The organism is Chryseobacterium nakagawai (genome assembly GCF_900637665.1).
GTDB lineage: Bacteria > Bacteroidota > Bacteroidia > Flavobacteriales > Weeksellaceae > Chryseobacterium > Chryseobacterium nakagawai.
In genome coordinates, this window is record NZ_LR134386.1 from 2009398 (window position 1) to 2028224 (window position 18827).

General features: G+C 36.2%; 15 protein-coding genes. 14 read left to right on the forward strand and 1 reads right to left on the reverse strand.

Features of this window, described 5'->3' with window-relative positions:
* The first annotated feature begins 3 nt into the window (after positions 1-3).
* The 8 genes from EL260_RS09170 (at position 4) to EL260_RS09205 (ending at position 12819) form a co-directional block, all read left to right on the forward strand.
* Complete coding sequence (locus EL260_RS09170) at positions 4-861, forward strand: CPBP family intramembrane glutamic endopeptidase (protein WP_228445381.1); 858 nt, start codon at positions 4-6, stop codon at positions 859-861.
* A gap of 30 nt (positions 862-891) precedes the next feature.
* Complete coding sequence (rdgB, locus tag EL260_RS09175) at positions 892-1476, forward strand: RdgB/HAM1 family non-canonical purine NTP pyrophosphatase (protein ID WP_394343540.1); 585 nt, start codon at positions 892-894, stop codon at positions 1474-1476.
* 135 nt (positions 1477-1611) lie between these two features.
* Positions 1612-2526, forward strand: a complete 915-nt coding sequence (locus tag EL260_RS09180) for a ribonuclease Z (protein ID WP_123859890.1) — start codon at positions 1612-1614, stop codon at positions 2524-2526.
* A gap of 6 nt (positions 2527-2532) precedes the next feature.
* Positions 2533-3303 (forward strand): TIGR02757 family protein, encoded by a 771-nt coding sequence (locus tag EL260_RS09185; protein WP_394343541.1) that lies wholly within the window; start codon positions 2533-2535, stop codon positions 3301-3303.
* Between the two features lie 11 nt (positions 3304-3314).
* Positions 3315-3869 carry a DUF1003 domain-containing protein gene (locus EL260_RS09190; protein WP_123859892.1) on the forward strand — a complete coding sequence of 185 codons (555 nt, stop codon included), beginning with the start codon at positions 3315-3317 and terminating at the stop codon, positions 3867-3869.
* 201 nt (positions 3870-4070) lie between these two features.
* Positions 4071-6431, forward strand: a complete 2361-nt coding sequence (locus EL260_RS09195) for a choice-of-anchor L domain-containing protein (RefSeq protein WP_123859894.1) — start codon at positions 4071-4073, stop codon at positions 6429-6431.
* A 169-nt stretch (positions 6432-6600) separates the two neighbouring features.
* Complete coding sequence (locus EL260_RS09200; RefSeq protein WP_123859896.1) at positions 6601-10185, forward strand: choice-of-anchor L domain-containing protein; 3585 nt, start codon at positions 6601-6603, stop codon at positions 10183-10185.
* 360 nt (positions 10186-10545) lie between these two features.
* The gene (locus EL260_RS09205; RefSeq protein ID WP_317126500.1) at positions 10546-12819 is read left to right on the forward strand and encodes a choice-of-anchor L domain-containing protein; all 2274 of its coding nucleotides are present in this window, start codon (positions 10546-10548) and stop codon (positions 12817-12819) included.
* A gap of 91 nt (positions 12820-12910) precedes the next feature.
* On the opposite strand, the gene rsmA is transcribed toward EL260_RS09205, so the two are convergent.
* A complete protein-coding gene (rsmA, locus tag EL260_RS09210) occupies positions 12911-13681 on the reverse strand; it encodes a 16S rRNA (adenine(1518)-N(6)/adenine(1519)-N(6))-dimethyltransferase RsmA (protein ID WP_123859900.1) in 771 nt (256 codons plus the stop codon).
* A 92-nt stretch (positions 13682-13773) separates the two neighbouring features.
* Here rsmA and EL260_RS09215 point away from each other — a divergent pair, with 92 nt between their 5' ends.
* The 6 genes from EL260_RS09215 to EL260_RS09240 all read left to right on the forward strand — a co-directional run bounded on the left by EL260_RS09215 (position 13774) and on the right by EL260_RS09240 (position 18800).
* Complete coding sequence (locus tag EL260_RS09215; RefSeq protein WP_123859902.1) at positions 13774-14673, forward strand: cell division protein FtsX; 900 nt, start codon at positions 13774-13776, stop codon at positions 14671-14673.
* A gap of 2 nt (positions 14674-14675) precedes the next feature.
* The gene (locus tag EL260_RS09220; RefSeq protein ID WP_123859904.1) at positions 14676-14972 is read left to right on the forward strand and encodes a DUF3098 domain-containing protein; all 297 of its coding nucleotides are present in this window, start codon (positions 14676-14678) and stop codon (positions 14970-14972) included.
* Between the two features lie 98 nt (positions 14973-15070).
* Positions 15071-15889: an undecaprenyl-diphosphate phosphatase gene (locus tag EL260_RS09225; RefSeq protein ID WP_123859906.1), complete on the forward strand. Its 819-nt coding sequence runs from the start codon at positions 15071-15073 to the stop codon at positions 15887-15889.
* A gap of 21 nt (positions 15890-15910) precedes the next feature.
* A complete protein-coding gene (gene truB, locus EL260_RS09230; protein ID WP_123859908.1) occupies positions 15911-16609 on the forward strand; it encodes a tRNA pseudouridine(55) synthase TruB in 699 nt (232 codons plus the stop codon).
* A gap of 27 nt (positions 16610-16636) precedes the next feature.
* Positions 16637-17359, forward strand: coding sequence for a 23S rRNA pseudouridine(2604) synthase RluF (gene rluF / locus EL260_RS09235; RefSeq protein WP_123859910.1), 723 nt, complete (start codon positions 16637-16639; stop codon positions 17357-17359).
* A 217-nt stretch (positions 17360-17576) separates the two neighbouring features.
* Entirely contained in the window at positions 17577-18800 is a 1224-nt protein-coding gene (locus EL260_RS09240; protein WP_123859912.1) for a YncE family protein, read from the forward strand.
* The last annotated feature ends 27 nt before the right edge of the window (positions 18801-18827 follow it).

An 18827-nucleotide genomic window follows, 5' to 3' on the forward strand; every position in this document is an offset into this window, starting at 1 on the left:
TGTTTGAATAAACTTTTACAGAGAAAAAGAATGGAAAATAGCAGGTATCCGAAGTTTACTTTCACATGGCTGGGCGCTGTTACTTTAGTGGTTGGATTGTTTGTGGGGACGATGGCTGTGTCTTTATTCAGTACCTTTTGGAAAGTGGTATTCAAAGAAAATCTTGAATTGAAAGACTGGTTTCTGATGGTAGCCAATTCTGTAGGGTTCGTTACGGCAATTGCTTTCTTTGATTTTTTTATTGTAAGAAGAACCACCCAACAGAAACTTAATTTTAACCTTTCATCCGTTAACTTTTCTACGTATCTCCTTATTTTTCCAATGATGGCCGGGATGATGTTTATATCAGAGTTTACCACAACACTGATTCCAACTTCAGGGCCTTTTTTCGGAGATTTCTATGAATATTTCACTCAGCTTATGAGCCAATTAACAGATAATCCTGTCGTTATGATTATCATGACAGTGATTATGGCGCCTATTTTTGAAGAAATTATATTTAGAGGAATTATTCAGAAAGGATTGATTAATAAAGGAGTCTCACCTTGGAAAGCTATTTTATATGCATCTATTATTTTCGGAATCGTTCACGGAAATCCCTGGCAGTTTATCAGTGCTGTAATGCTGGGATGTGTTTTGGGATTGGTATATCATAAAACCAAGTCTTTATTGATGCCCATATTATTACATGCATTTAATAACCTAACGCTATCCTTATTGGTGCTTTATGGTAAAGAGGAAAGTTTTGCAAAAGTTTTTAATGTTTCAGAATGGCTGATTTTAGCCGTAGGAATTGTACTTTTTTCTTTGTTCTACTATCTTTTTATGAAGAAATATAAAGTGCATTACTCTGAGATGTAATCAACAGCAGTTATAAAAGTAAAATTGAAAATGAATATAGAAATGGAATTATTGGTAGCTACCCACAACGAGCATAAAAAAGAAGAGATTCAGCAGATTTTAGGCGATGACTGTATTGTTAAAAGCCTTACAGATTATAATATTCACGAAGAAATTATAGAAGATGGAGATTCTTTTCATGCCAATGCTTTGATTAAAGCTAAATACTGTTTTGAAAAGACAGGCGTTCCCAGTTTAGGAGATGATAGCGGACTTGTGGTAGAATCTTTAGATGGAAGACCGGGAATATTTTCTGCCCGTTATGCCGGAGATCACGATTTTGCTAAAAATATCGAAAAAGTATTGGAGGAAATGCAGGGAATAGAAAACAGAAAAGCTTATTTCGTGACTGTTTTATGTTACTATGATGAAAATGGGGCCCAATATTTTGAAGGAAGAGTTCATGGAAATCTATTAACGGAAAATAAAGGATTTAAAGGATTTGGATATGATCCGATATTTGTTCCTGAAGGGTATGAGAGAACCTTTGCAGAAATGGATCCAGCAGATAAAAATAAGATTAGCCACCGTAAGCAGGCACTAGATTTGTTTATGGACTTCATAAAAGTGAACTAATCAATACTACAGATAAATATAAACCATTTCTCCTTTATGCAGAAGTGGTTTTTTTATGCTTTTCCTGCTTAAATTTAACGGCAAAATATATGTTTTAAAATTTCTGTCGTACATTTGTTACAATAAACAATTGATTTGAGTACTTATTTAACAATATTAGGTTTTAATTCAGCAATTCCGACTATCAATACCTCACCCACAGCCCAGCTGTTGGAAATGGAAGAAAGGCTCTTCCTGATCGATTGTGGGGAAGGAACACAGGTGCAGCTGAGAAAAGCCAAAGCCAGATTTTCAAAGATCAATCATATTTTTATTTCTCATCTTCACGGAGATCACTGTTTCGGACTTCCGGGACTTATCGCGTCTTTTCGCCTTTTAGGAAGAGATAATCCATTGCATGTCTATGGTCCGAAAGGAATTAAAAAGATGATGGAAACTATTTTTCAGATTACGGAGACGCATCGTGGTTTCGAGGTGGTTTATCATGAGCTGGATAAGGATTATTCCGAAAAAATATATGAAGATAATAGAGTAGAGGTATATACGATCCCATTGGATCACAGAATCTACTGTAATGGCTATCTTTTTAAAGAAAAACCAAAGGACAGACATCTGAATATGAAAGAAATTGCCAAATACAATGAAATCGAAAGCTGCGATTATCATAACATAAAAGCAGGAAAGGATTTTGTATTAAGCGATGGTTATGTTCTTAAAAATGAAGTGCTGACCCTTGATCCGGCTCCACCAGTATCATACGCATTCTGCAGTGATACTCGTTATCTTGAAAGTGTAATTCCAATCATTAAAAATGCTACGGTTCTGTATCACGAATCTACTTTTCTTCATGATCTGAAGGAAATGGCGGATTATACGGGTCATACCACTGCATTGGAAGCGGCTACAATTGCCCAGAAAGCCCAAGTTGGAAAACTGATTTTAGGTCATTTCTCCAACAGATATGCTGATCTAACGGTATTTACCGATGAAGCAAGAAATATTTTTCCTAATTCATTTCTTCCAAAAGCGCTGGAAAGTGTAAAAATTTAAATAAATATGTTGAAGTTTGAAGAGCTTAGAAGCTTTCTGGATGAAAAGGCAGATCAATATAATGCTCCTGATTTTATAGAAAATGACCCCATACAGATCCCCCACCGTTTTTCATTAAAACAGGATATTGAAATTGCAGGTTTTTTAGCGGCAACTATTTCGTGGGGAAACAGAAAGTCGATCATCAATTCGGCCAATAAAATACTTGATATCATGGGAAATTCTCCTTATGATTTTGTATTGAATTACTCCGAAAAAGATTTAAAAGACATTCAGGACAAAAGTATTCACAGAACCTTTAACGGAGAAGATTTTTCTTACTTTATTAAGCAGTTCAACAGGATTTATAAAGAAAATGAAAGCCTGGAAGATCTGTTCACAATAAAAGAATCTGAAACCAACTTTCAGCATGCGATAGAAAGATTCAGAAGTGGTTTTCTGGAAACGGAAAAACATAGAAGTCATAAGCATATCAGTTCACCTTATAAAAATTCTTCGGCCAAAAGAATCATCATGTTTCTGAGATGGATGGTACGTAAGGATAAGCGCGGTGTAGACTTTGGAATCTGGAAAGATATTGATCAGAAATACCTGTCTATCCCATTAGATGTACATACCGGAAATATTTCAAGAAAACTGGGATTGCTGGAAAGAACACAGAATGATTGGAAAACGGTGGAAGAACTGGATATAGCCATCCGAAAATTTGATGATAAAGATCCTGCAAAATATGATTTTGCCTTGTTTGGATTAGGCGTAACTAAAGAACTGTTGTAAAAATATAAAGGATGAAAAAATATAGCGAAAAAGGTGAAGTTCTTGAGAAAATAGCCGATAGTATTACATCATGGATAGGATCTATTCAATCTCTGATTGTACATACTCTATTGTTTGTGACTTCGTTTTTGCTTCCGATGCTGAATATTGTTGATTTTGATAAAATGCTGCTGATTCTTACTACGGTACTTTCTCTGGAAGCTATTTATCTGGCTATCTTCATTCAGATGTCTGTCAATAAAAGTCATGAAAAAATTGAAGATATTCAGGAGGATATTGAAGATATTCAGGAAGATATCGAGGAAATTAGTGAGGATATCGAAGAGATTAGTGAAGATATTGAGGAGATTAATGAAGATATAGAAGATATTCAGGAAGACATTGAAGAAATCAGCGAGGATATTGAAGAAATTAACGAAGAAGAAGAGGAAGAAGACCACAATGAAAAGGCTAAAAATGCTATACTGAAAAGCAATGTAAGTTCAAATAAAAATGAAATAAAGGCTTTAAAGGATATTATTGCTCAACTAAAGAATGAGATCGATCAATTAAAAAATGAAGAATAAATAATTAAAAATATTTAGAAATATAGAAACAGGTCAATCGTATTGATCTGTTTTTTTTAGGATTAAATTTCTTTTTATTTACAATTTGTTTAAAAATAAAATATATTTATTGTTGATTTTTATGAAAAAGTGAATAATAAGTGTCTGTAATGCTGATTTTATATCGTTATTTTTGCTACATTTGGGCAAAATCATATCAAAATGTTGCATTATAGATTTAAACACTACTTTTTTCTTTTCACATTTTTACTGACTTCTGCTTCTGCATTCTCACAGGTAAGTCCTAATAGAAAAACTGCAAAAATAAAGCCTACAGGACCAAGTGCGAAAGCGGGTAACTTTATAAATGTAAATGTTGCACCCTATCCGGCTACAGGGTATTTTCCGGAACAGTTAGTAAAAGATATTCTGATTAATGGAGGAAGTACCTGTACAACAGCAAATATTAGCAATGTTACAGTGTCTCCTAACCATACCATATTTAATCCCGATAGATTTTGGGGGTACTTCAATAGAGGAACAGCAGATTTTCCCTTTAAGGATGGGATTGTACTGACGACCGGTTATGCAAAAGATGCCGGAAATAGCTTTACTACTGATATGAGTGGACAAGTAGATTCAGGAAGTGATCCTGATCTTGTAGCTGCTACTAATCCTACTGTAGAATTGAAAGATGCAGTTTCTCTTGAATTTGATTTTGTACCTAATTCTACTCAGGTAAGATTTAATTACATATTTGCTTCTGAAGAATATTCTGGAGGCTACCCTTGCCAGGGATTTTCTGATGCTTTTGCACTTTTGTTGAAAAAAGTAGGGGATCCTACTTATACTAATTTAGCAGTATTGCCTGGAAACGCAGGACCGGTGAGTGCAACGAATATTGTTCCGAGCGGACCAGGGTTTTCCTGTGGTCCTATCAATGAAGCTTATTTTGCTGGAATTAATGTGCCACACTTAGGAATCAATTATGCTGGGAGAACGATCCCTTTAACTGCTATTGCGACTGTAATTCCTGGGGAAACCTACCATTTCAAAATGGTTATTGCGGATGGGAAAGACCAAAGCTTAGATTCTGCAGTTTTCCTGGAAGGAGGATCGTTTGATATTGGAGTTAAAATTGTAGATGAAAATGGAGCAACTCTGCCAGGTACAATCAATATGTGTGATAATACCCCTAAGACATTGAAAGCTCTATTGGAACTCGTGCCGGGAATGACTTTCCAGTGGTATAAGGATGGCGTTTTGATCCCTGGAGCAACCAGTGCGATCTATGTTGCTACTGAGCCGGGAGTATATTTGATAAAAGTAATGACTCCAGGAAGTCAGTGTCCTGGAGAAGCTACGATTAAAGTTATTGGAGGAACAAGCCCTACGGTACAGGATGCCGTACTTAAGCTCTGTACAACACCTGCGGTGACTACTTTTAATCTAGATGCAGCAATACCTATGATTACTACGACGCCGGGAGCGGTGGTCCGTTTTTATTCTAAATTGCCAGATGCACAGGCTCAAAATAATAATAACATTAAAAATACCACCAGCTATAACGGCAATGATGGGGAAGTGTTGCATGTTCTTGTCACTAATGGAGGATTCTGTAGCAGGATTGCAACGTTGACTTTGAATAAAGAGGCAACCCCTACTGCTGGTCTGAATGTCGCAAAACTGAAAATCTGTTTAGGAGAATCTGTATTGATGACTGCAACGGGTGGCGTAACATATGAATGGAAGGATACAGCATCTGTTACAGATGGAACAAGAACGGTGAGTCCAACTAAAACAACTACCTATTCCGTATATGCGATCGGAGCACAGGGATGTAAGTCTCCAACGCCCGCAGAAGTTACCATAGAGGTAGTGCCAGCTATTGTTTCTACCTTAAAGGGTGGTTATATCTGTGAAGGGGACAGGATTACTTTAGATGCCGGTTCAGGACCTGGATATACCTACGAATGGAATACTGGAGATACTACACAGACTATCTCGGTTAATAAGCCGGGAGAATATACAGTGACAATTAAGAATGGAGTTTGTTCTAAAGAATTTAAAACACAGGTTATAAAGGCTGTGGTTCCTGAAATTATTAAAGTCAATTATAATGACAGAGGAACTATGATTCTTACAGCAAGCAATCCTAGTAATGGTATATTAGAATATTCAGTAGATAATGGGCTTACATGGCAGTCTTCCAATACGTTTACCAATGTGCCTAAAAACGAGATTATTTCTATTCGTGTAAGAGTGAAGAATACAAGTTGTGTAGGCTTCCTTGAATACTTTACTTTTGTGATGAAAAATGTAATTACTCCAAATGGGGATAATATTAATGATATTATTGACTTCAGAGGAATTGTAAAGTATAAAGGATTCAGTGGTATGATCTTCGACCGTTACGGAAAAGAAGTGTTCAGGGCCGAGAAGTTCAGACCATATTGGGATGGTTATTTCCAAGGAAAACGACTCCCGTCTTCATCCTATTGGTATCAAGTTACCTTCGAAGATCCTGCAAGCAAATTGCCAACGGTGAAAACAGGCTGGATCCTGCTAAAGAATATAGAATAATTTAAAATCATAATTGAAAGACTGGCTGTATTGTCAGTCTTTTTTTATGATATCAAAATAAATAAAGTTGATATTCTACGATTAATAAATTTGAATTAGTAATAATGTAAATAATGTTAAATTGAATTTCAATCAAAAAAAACAGTATTTTTGTTTAAAATAATATAAAATGTTAAATAGGAGGAAAGGAAGTTTATTTTTAGTGTTATTTTTTGTTTTTATAGGGAGCTTTATTTTTGCCCAAAATAGGGTGGTAAAAAAAGGAGTGCCTTCAAAAAATAATAGTTCTACTGCAAAAGCTGGAGCTTTTATAGATGTAAACACTTCCAATTATCCTGAGTCTTCTTACAGTATTACTCAGTTAGTAAAAGATGTCCTTATATCAGGCGGAGGATGTGCTAGTAATAATGTAAGTAATGTAGTGGTATATCCAAATTTACCTCCATCTAATCAGAGCCGAAGCTGGGGATACTTCAATAAAGGAACTACGAATTTTCCATTCAATAGAGGAGTTATTCTTTCTACCGGATTTGCCAAAAATGCAGGAAATTCCCCTCTTTCAGATCTCAATGATGATCTGGGAACAGGCGGAGATTTGGATCTGGCAACTGCTTTGGGTATTCCTAATGACAAACTGGCTAATGCTACTTATATAGAATTTGATTTTATTGCTGTTTCCTCTGAAATAACCTTTAAATATTTATTTGCCTCGAAAGAATATCAGGATAATTTTCCATGTAATATTACGGATGGTTTTGCTTTATTATTGAAAAAGGCAGGTGATCCTACTTATACCAATATGGCAGTGCTTCCAGGTGGAGCAGGACCAGTGAGTGTAACAAATATTCGCCCAGGGTATCCTAATTGCGGACCTAAAAATGAAGCTTACTATGGAGGAACAAATACAGCTCACATAGAAACTAATTTTAATGGACGTACCATTCCATTGACAGCGAAAGCAACAGTGATTCCCGGGCAGTCTTATCATTTTAAAATGGTATTGGCTGATTTCCAGGATGCTAATTATGATTCGGCGGTTTTTTTAGATGCTGGATCGTTTGATTTAGGGGTAAGCATTCTGGGACCAGGTGGCGTGAAGCTTCCAAGCTCAGTAAATATGTGTGATAATACACCACAAACTTTTACAGCTTCTGTTCAGGTGCCTAATGTAACCTATCAATGGTTTTTAAATAATAATCCTATTGCTGGAGCTACTAATGCCAGTTATACGGCAACTCAACCCGGAGTGTATACCGTTAAAGTATATATACAGGGAAGCTCGTGTCCGGGAGAGGCAACCATCACTGTTGTGGGAGGAACTTCCCCTACAGTACAGAATGCTACATTAACAGCTTGTTATGCAGCTGGAAATGCTACATTTAATTTACCTGTAGCACAGCCCGCAATAAGTACTACAGCAGGAGCGGTCTTTACTTATTATACAACACTGGCTGATGCTAATGCAGGAAATGCCAATACAATTCCTAATCCCACTACTTATCAAAGTGCGGGGGGGACTGTATATGTAAGAGTCAGAAATGGTTTCTGTGCTAAAGTGGCTGAGTTGACTTTGGTAAAAGCTCCGCAAATGACAGGATCTATTGTACCTCCTTCAGTATTGACTTGTGCTAACTCTCAGATTACCTTGGATGCTTCGGCTTCAGTTTATCCTACGGGGGCTACATTTAACTGGACTACTACAGGAGGAAATATAGTTTCAGGAGGAAATACGCTAAATCCTGTAATTAATGCACCTGGAACATATACATTAACGATATCACAGGTATATCAGCCTGGAAATATCAACTGTACAGCGACTGCAACAGTAACGGTGACGGGAAACAGTGCACCACCCAATCCATCCCTTACAGCTCCTAAATTAAAGATTTGTAAAGGAGAATCTATAACGTTAACGGCTTCAGGAGGAGCAACATATAATTGGGGAGGAGGTCTTCCGGGAAATGGAAATACACAAACCGTATCTCCAACAGTTACTACAACATATACTGTGACTGCTATTGGTGCTAACGGATGTGCTTCTGCTACACCTGCAACGCTCACTATAGAAGTGTCAGAACCGTTTACTGCACAAAATGCAATTCTGCATAAGTGTTATCAGCCAGGGTTAACCTATAACCTTAAAGAATCAGAAGGGCAAATTACTACAGCTACAGGGGTAACATTTACCTATTATGTAATTCAGGCTGATGCTAATGCCGGTAATGCTAATTCTATTGCAGCTCCTACAACATATTCACCTACTTCAGCAAATCAGACAATCTATGTAAGGGTTAGCAATGGCGGTTGTAGCTATGTAGTTTCTCTACAGTTATTGAGAACAGCAGAAACTACCTTGACAATTGCACCACCACAAACGGTCACCTGTACAACTCCTCAAATTACGCTTAATGCATCAGCTTCTGTAGTGCCAGCTGGATCTACGATTACCTGGACTACTGTTGGTGGTAATATTGTATCAGGGGCTAATACACTTACTCCTGTAGTAAGTGCGGGAGGGACTTATACATTGACTGTTGCCAATGTGTTCCAGCCTGGAAATTTGAATTGTTCTTATAACTCAACAGTAACAGTAACTCAGGATAAAGTAGCACCGGTTGCAGCACTTGTATCTTCTCATTCTCGTATATGTGAAGGGGAATCAGTAGTTTTAACTGCTTCTGGTGGAGCTACCTATGCTTGGGGAAATGGGCTTACAGGTACCGGAAATACACAAACTGTATCACCAACAGTTACTACGACATATACCGTAACTGCTATAGGAGCTAATGGATGCCCCTCTGCTACACCGGCAACTGTTATAGTTCAGGTAGGACCTCCAATAGCGGGAGTTTCAGCGGACAAAATGAAAATATGTGCCGGTGAATCTGTTACTCTTACCGCTACAGGTGGAATTACTTATAATTGGGTAGGTCTTGCCGGAAACGGAGATACGCAGGTAGTAACTCCTACAATCACTACAGAGTATTCTGTATTTGCATTGGGAGGAAATGGATGTAGTTCTCTTGTTGCTGCTAAAGTGAAAATTGAAGTAGTTCCTGCTATTGTGTCTACATTAGAAAATGTATATGTGTGTGCTGGAGATAATGGAATTCTTGATGCAGGAGCAGGACCTAATTATACCTATCTGTGGAATACGGGAGCTACTACACAGACGATTACTACAAAAGTTGCAGGAACTTATTCCGTAACAATTAGTAACGGAGTATGTTCTAAAGTCTTTACGGCGCAGCTTATCAATCCTGATCTTCCTGAAATTATCAACGTTGTATATGATAAAAATATATTAACACTTACAGCAAGTAACCCAACAGGAGGCACCTTAGAATACTCTATTAATAATGGAGTGACCTGGCAAAGCTCAAACGTGTTTAATGGGGTCCTGGATAATACAATGTACCATTTAATGGTTAGAGTAAAAAATGCAAAATGTGGAACTTCAATAGATTATTTCACCTTCGTACTCAGCAATGCCATTACTCCTAATATGGATGGAATAAATGACACTATAGATTTTAGTGGAATCAGTGGATATAAAGATTTTGCAGCTTCTATTTTTGATAGGTATGGAGCTGAAGTTTTCAAGGCAACAAAAGGAGATGTTATATGGCGAGGATCTCTAAAAGGAATCAATTTGCCTACAGGGACTTACTGGTATAGAGTTCAGTGGGAAAACCCTGCCAATAAGAAATTAGAACAACGCTCAGGTTGGATTTTACTGAAAAATAGAAATTAAAATTATTTAAAAATATAAAATAAGCAACAAAACCTTCCGTTATTGGAGGGTTTTATTGTTTGTGGTCTTTTATGTTATTGTTGTTTTTGGTATTTTGAAAAATGAAAATGAATTTTATAAATTCTATTTTGAATTTTGATTATTATTTTGTTAAAAACGTTATGATTATTGGTAAGTGTGTTTTATTGGTTTAAATGTTGTAGTTTTTTTATAAAAAATATAAATATGTGTATGGTATATTTAAAAAAAAATTAAATTTGTTGAAACAAAAATATTATGATAAGATACCTACCGCTTTGTTTGTTTTTTTTATTCATCTCGAATTTTTCGTTTTCTCAAAATCATCAGCCTAGACCATTCATGAAAAAGCAGGCGACTCCCCAGTCTAAAAAGGCGGGAGCTTTTATTGATGTGAATGCTCCGGGATACCTGGAGTCCAGTTTTAGTATAGATAAATTGGTAAAAGATGTATTGATTTCATCCGGAACAAATACCTGTATTACTCCTAATGTAACCAATGTGAAAATCACGCCTAACCATGCTGTAGGTGATGCAAACAGAGCCTGGGGATACTTCCATAAGGCAACAACTAATTTCCCTTTTAAAGACGGAATTGTTCTTTCGACGGGATATGCAAGAAAGGCTGGTAATAATTTTGAAGCCAGCAATAGTGATACCAATGGTGGGGGAACCGATACTGATTTGGCACAGGTTATTGGAGTGCCGGAAGCTGATTTAAATGACGCGGTACTTCTGGAATTTGACTTTGTGCCTACCACTTCTCAAATTAAATTTAATTATTTACTTGCATCCGAAGAATATACGGGGACATTCCCATGCAAATATGCGGATGCTTTCATTATATTACTGAAGCCTACTTCGGGAGGCCCTTACACCAACATGGCAATATTACCGGGAGGAGCCGGACCGGTAAGTATTACCAATATTCACCCTGCAATCGGAACTACTTGTGGAGCTGTAAATCAACAGTATTTTGGAGGATATAATACTGCCAATATTGAAACAAACTTTAATGGAAGAACGGTTCCGCTTACAGCAGTAGCAGATGTAGTAGCAGGACAGCAATATCATTTCAAAATGGTTATTGCTGATTATCTTGACCATAGCTATGATTCTGCAGTATTTTTGGAAGGAGGATCCTTCAACATAGGTGTAGATCTTTTAGGACCTGGTGGAACAAAATTACCTAGCGATATTAATGTATGTGATAACGTACCTCAGACACTTACCGCTTCTGTAAATGATCCAAACTTATTATACCAGTGGTTTTTTAACGGAACTTTGATTCCTAATGCTACCACCAATGTAGTTACCGCTACACAACCCGGGACCTATACTATTCAGGTAAGTGTGCCCGGAAATCCTTGTCCAGGTAAAGCTTCCATAGAAATTCATGGAGGGACAACGCCTCAGGCAAATGATGCTACATTACTGCTTTGTACTACGCCGGATATTACCACTTTTGATTTAAGTAGCATTAAACCAACAATTAGTACAACTCCGGGAGCTATATTCAAGTTTTATGAAAATAAGACGGATGCTGTTGCTGAGAATAACAGTTATATTCAAAATATTTTGAATTACAATGGTAATGATGGTCAGATATTATATGTGGTTGTTTCCAACGGAGGTTTCTGTAGCAAATTGGTTGAGTTGAAATTACTTAAAGAAGAAACTCCAGTTGCTAAACTGAAAACTTCCTCTATACAAATATGCCCGGGAGAATCTGTAACACTTACGGCTGAAGGAGGAGATACTTATCTTTGGAGTAACTTTCCGGGAACAGGCAATATGCAGACTGTTACCCTGCACCAGACTACCGTATTTACTGTATATGCAATAGGTGCAAAAGGATGTAAATCTCTTAATCCTGCAACCATAAGAATTGAGGTTGTTCCCGAAATCAAAAGTACATTGGCAGATGTTGAAATATGTGACGGAGATCGTGTTACTCTTGATGCAGGAGCCGGACCTAAATATAAATACAAATGGAGTACAGGAGCTACTACCCAAAAAATAGATGTTGAGAAATGGGGAATCTATACCGTTGAAATCGATAATGGATATTGTAAAAAAATCTTCTCTGCTAAAGTATTAGGAGCTGCCATTCCTTATGTAACCGGAATAGATTATCAGACCTCTAAAAAAACACTGACAGTTACTGCAGAAAATCCTCCAATGAATAATACGCCAAGCACTCTGGAATATTCTATAGATAACGGAATTACATGGCAGGAATCTAATGTGTTTTCTGGACTTTTAGATAATGTGAATTATACCATTCTGGTAAGAAGAGTAGGAACTCACTGTATAGGAACTTTCGACTTCTTTACTTTACAGATCAATAATTTTATTACTCCCAATAATGATGGAATTAATGATGTATTAGATCTAAAGGCTTTGGGGCAGTTCAAAAACTTTACAGGTTCTATCTATGACAGGTATGGAGTAGAGATGTTTAGGTTCACAAAAGAAACACCAATTTGGGATGGTACTTTACTGGGTAAGAGATTGCCTTCTGCAACATATTGGTATAAGTTTACTTATGAATATCCAAAATCTAAAACTCAGATGAACTGGTCTGGTTGGATCATGTTGAAAAACAGAGAATAATATATAAAAGAAAGCCTTTCATCTGAAAGGCTTTCTTTTTATGAAAATACTCATAAAAACTCCTCATTAAAGGAGTTTTCTGTTATGCATCTTATAGGTTTTCTTTCCAAAGATTAGCAAAGTGGATGAAGTCAGAAACACTAAGTTCTTCCGCTCTTTTATCTAAAAATTCATGACCTTTTAAAGCCTCAGGAATATTCAGCGTCTTTAATGCGTTGGATAGTTTTTTCCTTCTCTGGTTGAAACCTGTCTTTACAATTTGCTTAAAAAGAACTTCATTACCGGCTAGTCCTTCTTTAGGATTTCTTGTAAGGCGGATGACACCCGATTTTACCTTTGGTGGTGGATTAAATACATTCTCATGGACCGTAAACATATAGGATACATCATAATAGGCCTGGATAAGAACAGAAAGAATACCATAGTTTTTAGTCCTTGGAATGGCAGCAGTTCTTTCAGCTACTTCTTTCTGGAACATTCCTACCATTTCAGGAATCAGTTCGTAATGGTCTACAATCTGGAATAATATCTGCGATGAAATATTATACGGGAAGTTCCCGATAATAGCAATCTGCTCATCTTTGATAAAATTAAAATCCTGTTTCAGGAAATCTCCTACAAAAGTATTTTCGGTAACCTTAGAATAGTTGTTTTTCAGGTATTCTATAGATTCCGTATCAATTTCGGCAAGATAAATGTTCTGATCTCTTTCCAGAAGATATTTGGTAAGAACTCCCATTCCTGGACCTACTTCCATGATGTTATTATAGTTCTCAAAACTAAGACCTTCTACAATTTTTCTTGCGATGTTTTCATCTGTCAAAAAGTGTTGACCAAGATGCTTTTTTGCTTTTACACTCAATGTTTTTTATGATTTTATTAACAGTGATTTTCTCTTTTTCGTTCCCAAATTTCGGAAGATTTTTTCTATTTTAGCCAAAAATTTTAATATTAATGGCTAAATCTGTAGATGAGTTTAATAAGAAAAGGCTTCGGTCCAGCAATATTACAGTAGTGATAAGTATTGCCTTAGTGTTATTTTTGTTAGGGTTAATGGGGCTTATTTTAATTAATGCCCAGAAGTATTCTGACTATATCAAAGAACAATTGGTGGTGAACGCTTACTTTGATGAAAATTATGACGCTAAAGATTCTGTAAAAATTGCAAAACTAGAGGAAGAAACTTTTAAAAAGGTACAGACGTTAGCTCCTGTAAAAAAAGCAACCTATATTTCAAGAAGCATGGCTGCCAAGGAAGCTAAAAAGAGTATGGGGATTGATAGTGATGCCTTATTTGAAGAAAATATCTTCCCATCATCTATTGAAGTTGCTTTAAAACCGGAATATGTAGACCCTGCGAAAATTGATGAGGCGATCAAAGTCATAAAATCAGTTCCTGGCATTATCGATGTGAAGAATGACAGTACTTTGATGGTGGATGTTTACAATAACCTGAGCAGAATTTTAAAATGGATTTTTGGATTTTCACTGATGTTTTTAGTATTGGCTGTAGTATTAATTAACAATTCTATCCGTCTTAAAATTTTCTCCAAGAGATTTATTATTAAAACGATGCAGCTGGTGGGAGCAAAAAGAAGATTTATTCTTAAGCCTTTTATCATTGAAGCTATTGTTTTAGGGGCTATTGGTTCTGTAATTGGTCTTATTGCCTTAGGGGGTGTTTGGTATTATTTTACAAGCCAGATAGGATCTGCTTTTGTACAGGACAATAATCAGTATTTCTGGTTGGTGATCTTAGTGTTGGGAGTAGGAATTTTTATTTCTGTCTTAAGTACTATTTTTGCAACATGGAGATTCTTAAAATCAAACGTTGACGACTTATATTACTCTTAAAAATGAGCAAAAAAACAAATAAATTTTCTGCTTCAGACTTCGGAAGCGAAGCAGAAGTACCACAGGAAAATACGTTCTACTTCGGAAAGGAGAACTTTAAATGGATGCTGATCGGGCTGGCATTTATTGTGGTTGGATTCCTTTTGATGATGGGAGCTGATGCCAATACCGTAGACGGTAAATTTGATCCCAACTCTTGGAATGACGATATCTTTTCCATCAGAAGAATCAGAATTGCTCCGTTATTTGTTGTGATAGGTTTTGTAATAGAAGTCTACGCTATTTTAAAAAGAAAATAAATTAAACATTTATATTTTGAGATTAAGAGATTAAGACATTTAGAGTCCAGTACTTTAAATATCTCAATCTCTTAATCTTTTAATTTTTGTAAAAGAATATGGATTTAATCAAAGCAATTATTATAGCCATTGTAGAGGGATTAACAGAGTATCTTCCTATCTCATCTACAGCGCACATGGGATTCACAGCCAATTTATTGGGAATGCCTGATGATGAATTTTTGAAAATGTTTCAGGTTTCCATTCAATTTGGAGCTATTTTGTCAGTTGTAGTGGCGTATTGGAAGAAGTTTTTCGATTTGAATAATATTCAGTTTTATTTTAAACTGGCTTTTGCAGTAGTTCCTGCGTTGGTGTTAGGATATTTATTCGATGATAAAATTGAAGCTGTCCTAGGAAATCAGATTGCTATTTCTTCAGTATTAGTTTTAGGTGGAGTTGTTTTATTATTTGCTGATAAATGGTTTAAAAACCCTAAAATTGATGATGAAAAAGGAATTACGATAAAAAAAGCGGTCACTATAGGCTTCTGGCAGTGTCTGGCGATGATGCCGGGAACAAGCCGTAGCGCTGCTTCCATTATTGGAGGAATGACGCAGGGACTTACCAGAAAAGCGGCTGCAGAATTTTCTTTCTTTCTTGCAGTACCTACCATGTTGGCGGTAACAGTGTATTCCGTTTTTGTAAAAACATGGGGAAAAGAAACTGCTAATCCACAGAAAGGATATGAAATGATCATGGCATCGCAAGATCACATTATGATCTTTGTAATTGGAAACGTGGTGGCATTTATTGTAGCTCTTATTGCAATCAAAGCATTTATCGGGGTACTTAACAAATATGGTTTCAGACCTTGGGGATGGTATCGTATTTTTGTAGGAGTTGCTTTATTAATCTATTTTTATTTCTTTAAATAAAAAATATTCATATATCCATTAATGACGGCGGAAGAACTGAAATCAGGATACATATTTTTATTGGATAAGCCTTTGGACTGGACTTCCTTCCAGGCTGTCAATAAAATGAAATATAAACTTAAAAGGGAGTTTGATCTTCCTAAAAAATTTAAAATCGGACATGCAGGAACTCTTGACCCAAGAGCTACCGGGCTTCTGATCGTTTGCTGTGGAAAATTCACAAAAAAGATCCCGGAAATTCAGGATGCTCCTAAGGAATACTGGACAGAGATTAAAATAGGAGTGCAGACAGAATCCTATGATACTGAAAAACCTGAAATCCTTCATCAGGATAGTTCGCACATTACTGAAGAACAGGTAAATGAAGTGTTGGAGAAATTCGTTGGCGAAATAGAACAAAAGCCCCCTATTTATTCTGCAATAAAGATTGATGGTGAAAGAGCTTATAATCTGGCTAGAGCAGGAGAGGAAGTGGAAATGAAATCCAGGAAAACAACAATTTATTATATTAAGGACCTTAAAATAGATTTTCCCTTAGTGAGTTTTACAGTGGGATGTTCAAAAGGAACCTATATCAGAAGTCTTGCTCACGATATAGGACAGGAATTAGGAGTAGGGGCTTATCTGACACAATTAAGAAGAACAAAGATCGGAGAGTATAAAATTGAAGATGCTACAGATCAGTTTTTAAATAATGACTTTAGATTTCAAGGCGAATAAAAATGATCCCGGTTACGGAAAAAATTCATGGAAAAGACACGTATCAATAAATATTTATCAGAAGTAGGTTACTGTTCAAGAAGGGCAGCAGATAAGCTATTGGAAGAAGGGAGAATTAAAATTAACGGTAAAATTCCTGAACTTGGAACCAAAGTTTCTGATGAAGATTTGGTAGAAGTAGACGGAAAGGCTATCAGAGAACCACAGGAAAAACCTGTTTATATTGCTTTCAATAAACCTGTAGGCATTGTATGTACCACAGATACTAAGCGTGAACAAAATAATATTGTAGATTATATCAACCACCCTAAAAGAATTTTCCCAATCGGAAGACTGGATAAACCCAGTGAAGGACTTATTCTTTTAACCAGTGATGGTGATATTGTAAATAAGATCCTGCGCGCAAGAAATAACCACGAAAAAGAATATCTGGTACGTGTAGACAAGCCAATTACTCCAAGATTCTTAGAAAAAATGAGAAATGGTGTTCCTATTCTGGACACGGTTACCAAGAAATGTGAAGTGGAGAAGATTGATGAAATGAACTTCAGAATTATCCTTACTCAAGGCTTAAACAGGCAAATTCGCAGAATGTGCGAGTATCTGGGTTATGATGTAAAAAAGCTGAAAAGAATTCGTATCATGAATATCAAACTGGATCTTCCAATAGGAAAATGGAGAGACTTAACCGAGGATGAGCTTAATGCTTTAAACGCTTTGCTTACAGACTCAAGTAAAACAATCGATTAAATTATATTTTACAATAAGCTAGAAACGGCAAGTAGAGGTTTTTCTCTACTTGCCGTTTTTTTTACTTGTTAGTAGACTTATCCCTACACAGAATAGCTATTTGAAAGATTTTGAGTGTTTTATTTTTAATAATATTCACATATTGGTGTAATATTTTCAGTTTTTGTGTTGAAATTGTGTTACATTTATAATGCAAATAACTAAATATCTGAAAATCATGAAATTAAAATTTAAACAAATTCCCTTATATATCATTATTGTGATGATATTTTCTCATTGTAAAGATGATGATCACTCAGAGATTGCACATGATACTGCTTTTTATATTGATTATAGAAGCTTGACAGGACAACCGGATGGTATAGCGGTAATAGAGCTCGATCCTGAGGCTCCAGATTTCGGAAATATTAGCAATAAGCTTGAATTAGGTATTGGCGTTCTGCCTCATCATATTTATTATAACCAGAATGCGAACAAATTGTATACAACTGCTTTGGGAGGAAGCTATCTTTACCAGATAAAAACTGAAAAAAATAAAATTGGACAACCGAAATTAATAAGTGCAACACCTATTGATACAGGTGAAAATACAGTAGGTGAAAATTTATTTTTTACGAATGACGGACGATTTTTTATGACCTTTATGGGAGGTGCAGGAGGACCAAAAGATGGCAGTATAGGTGTTTTTAATGCTAATACCCATCAGCTTATTAAAACTATTAAAGCCCCAATTCAGGACAATCCTAATAAGTTTATTATGTATCCACATGGTATTTCTGTTAATGAAGAAAAAGGACTCATGATGGTAACTTCAACCATCCATCCTGATCTTACCAGCGGCTTTGGAAACACCTGTACTTTAGTAGATCTAAAAACGTATGAGTTAAAAGAAACCTACCAGGTTGCAGACTCGCCAACGGATATGTCTAGCCCTGTTGAAGTTTTATTGCTTCGGGGTAAATTTCCACAATATGCTCTTGCCACAACCATGCTTGGAGGAGATATCTGGATAGCACCATACAATACTACAACTAAGAAATACGATGCTTTCACTAAAATATTTGACGGAAGTACTCAAGGACTAGGCTGGACTCTCGAAATGTACATTGATGATAACAACAGGCTATATGTAAGTTTTGCTGATCCAGGAAAAGTACTGGTTTTCGATATAAGTAGCCTTCCCCAGCTAAAACTTTTAAAAACACTTACCGCCGATAAAGGAGCGCATCATATGGTCTTCTTTAAAACCAAAAAAGGAAAAGAAGTGGTAGCCGTACAAAATAACCTGCTGAATATTCCTAACTTAAATTCCGGAACCATAAGTGTCATTGAAATTCAGACCGGGAAGACCCTAGGTACGGTTAATTTACGTTCCAAATACGGAATATTGCCAGAATCAATTGAAGGAACCAATGGGCCTAGCAATTATATGCATCACTAAAATTTAAAACAACCTTTCAGATGAGAA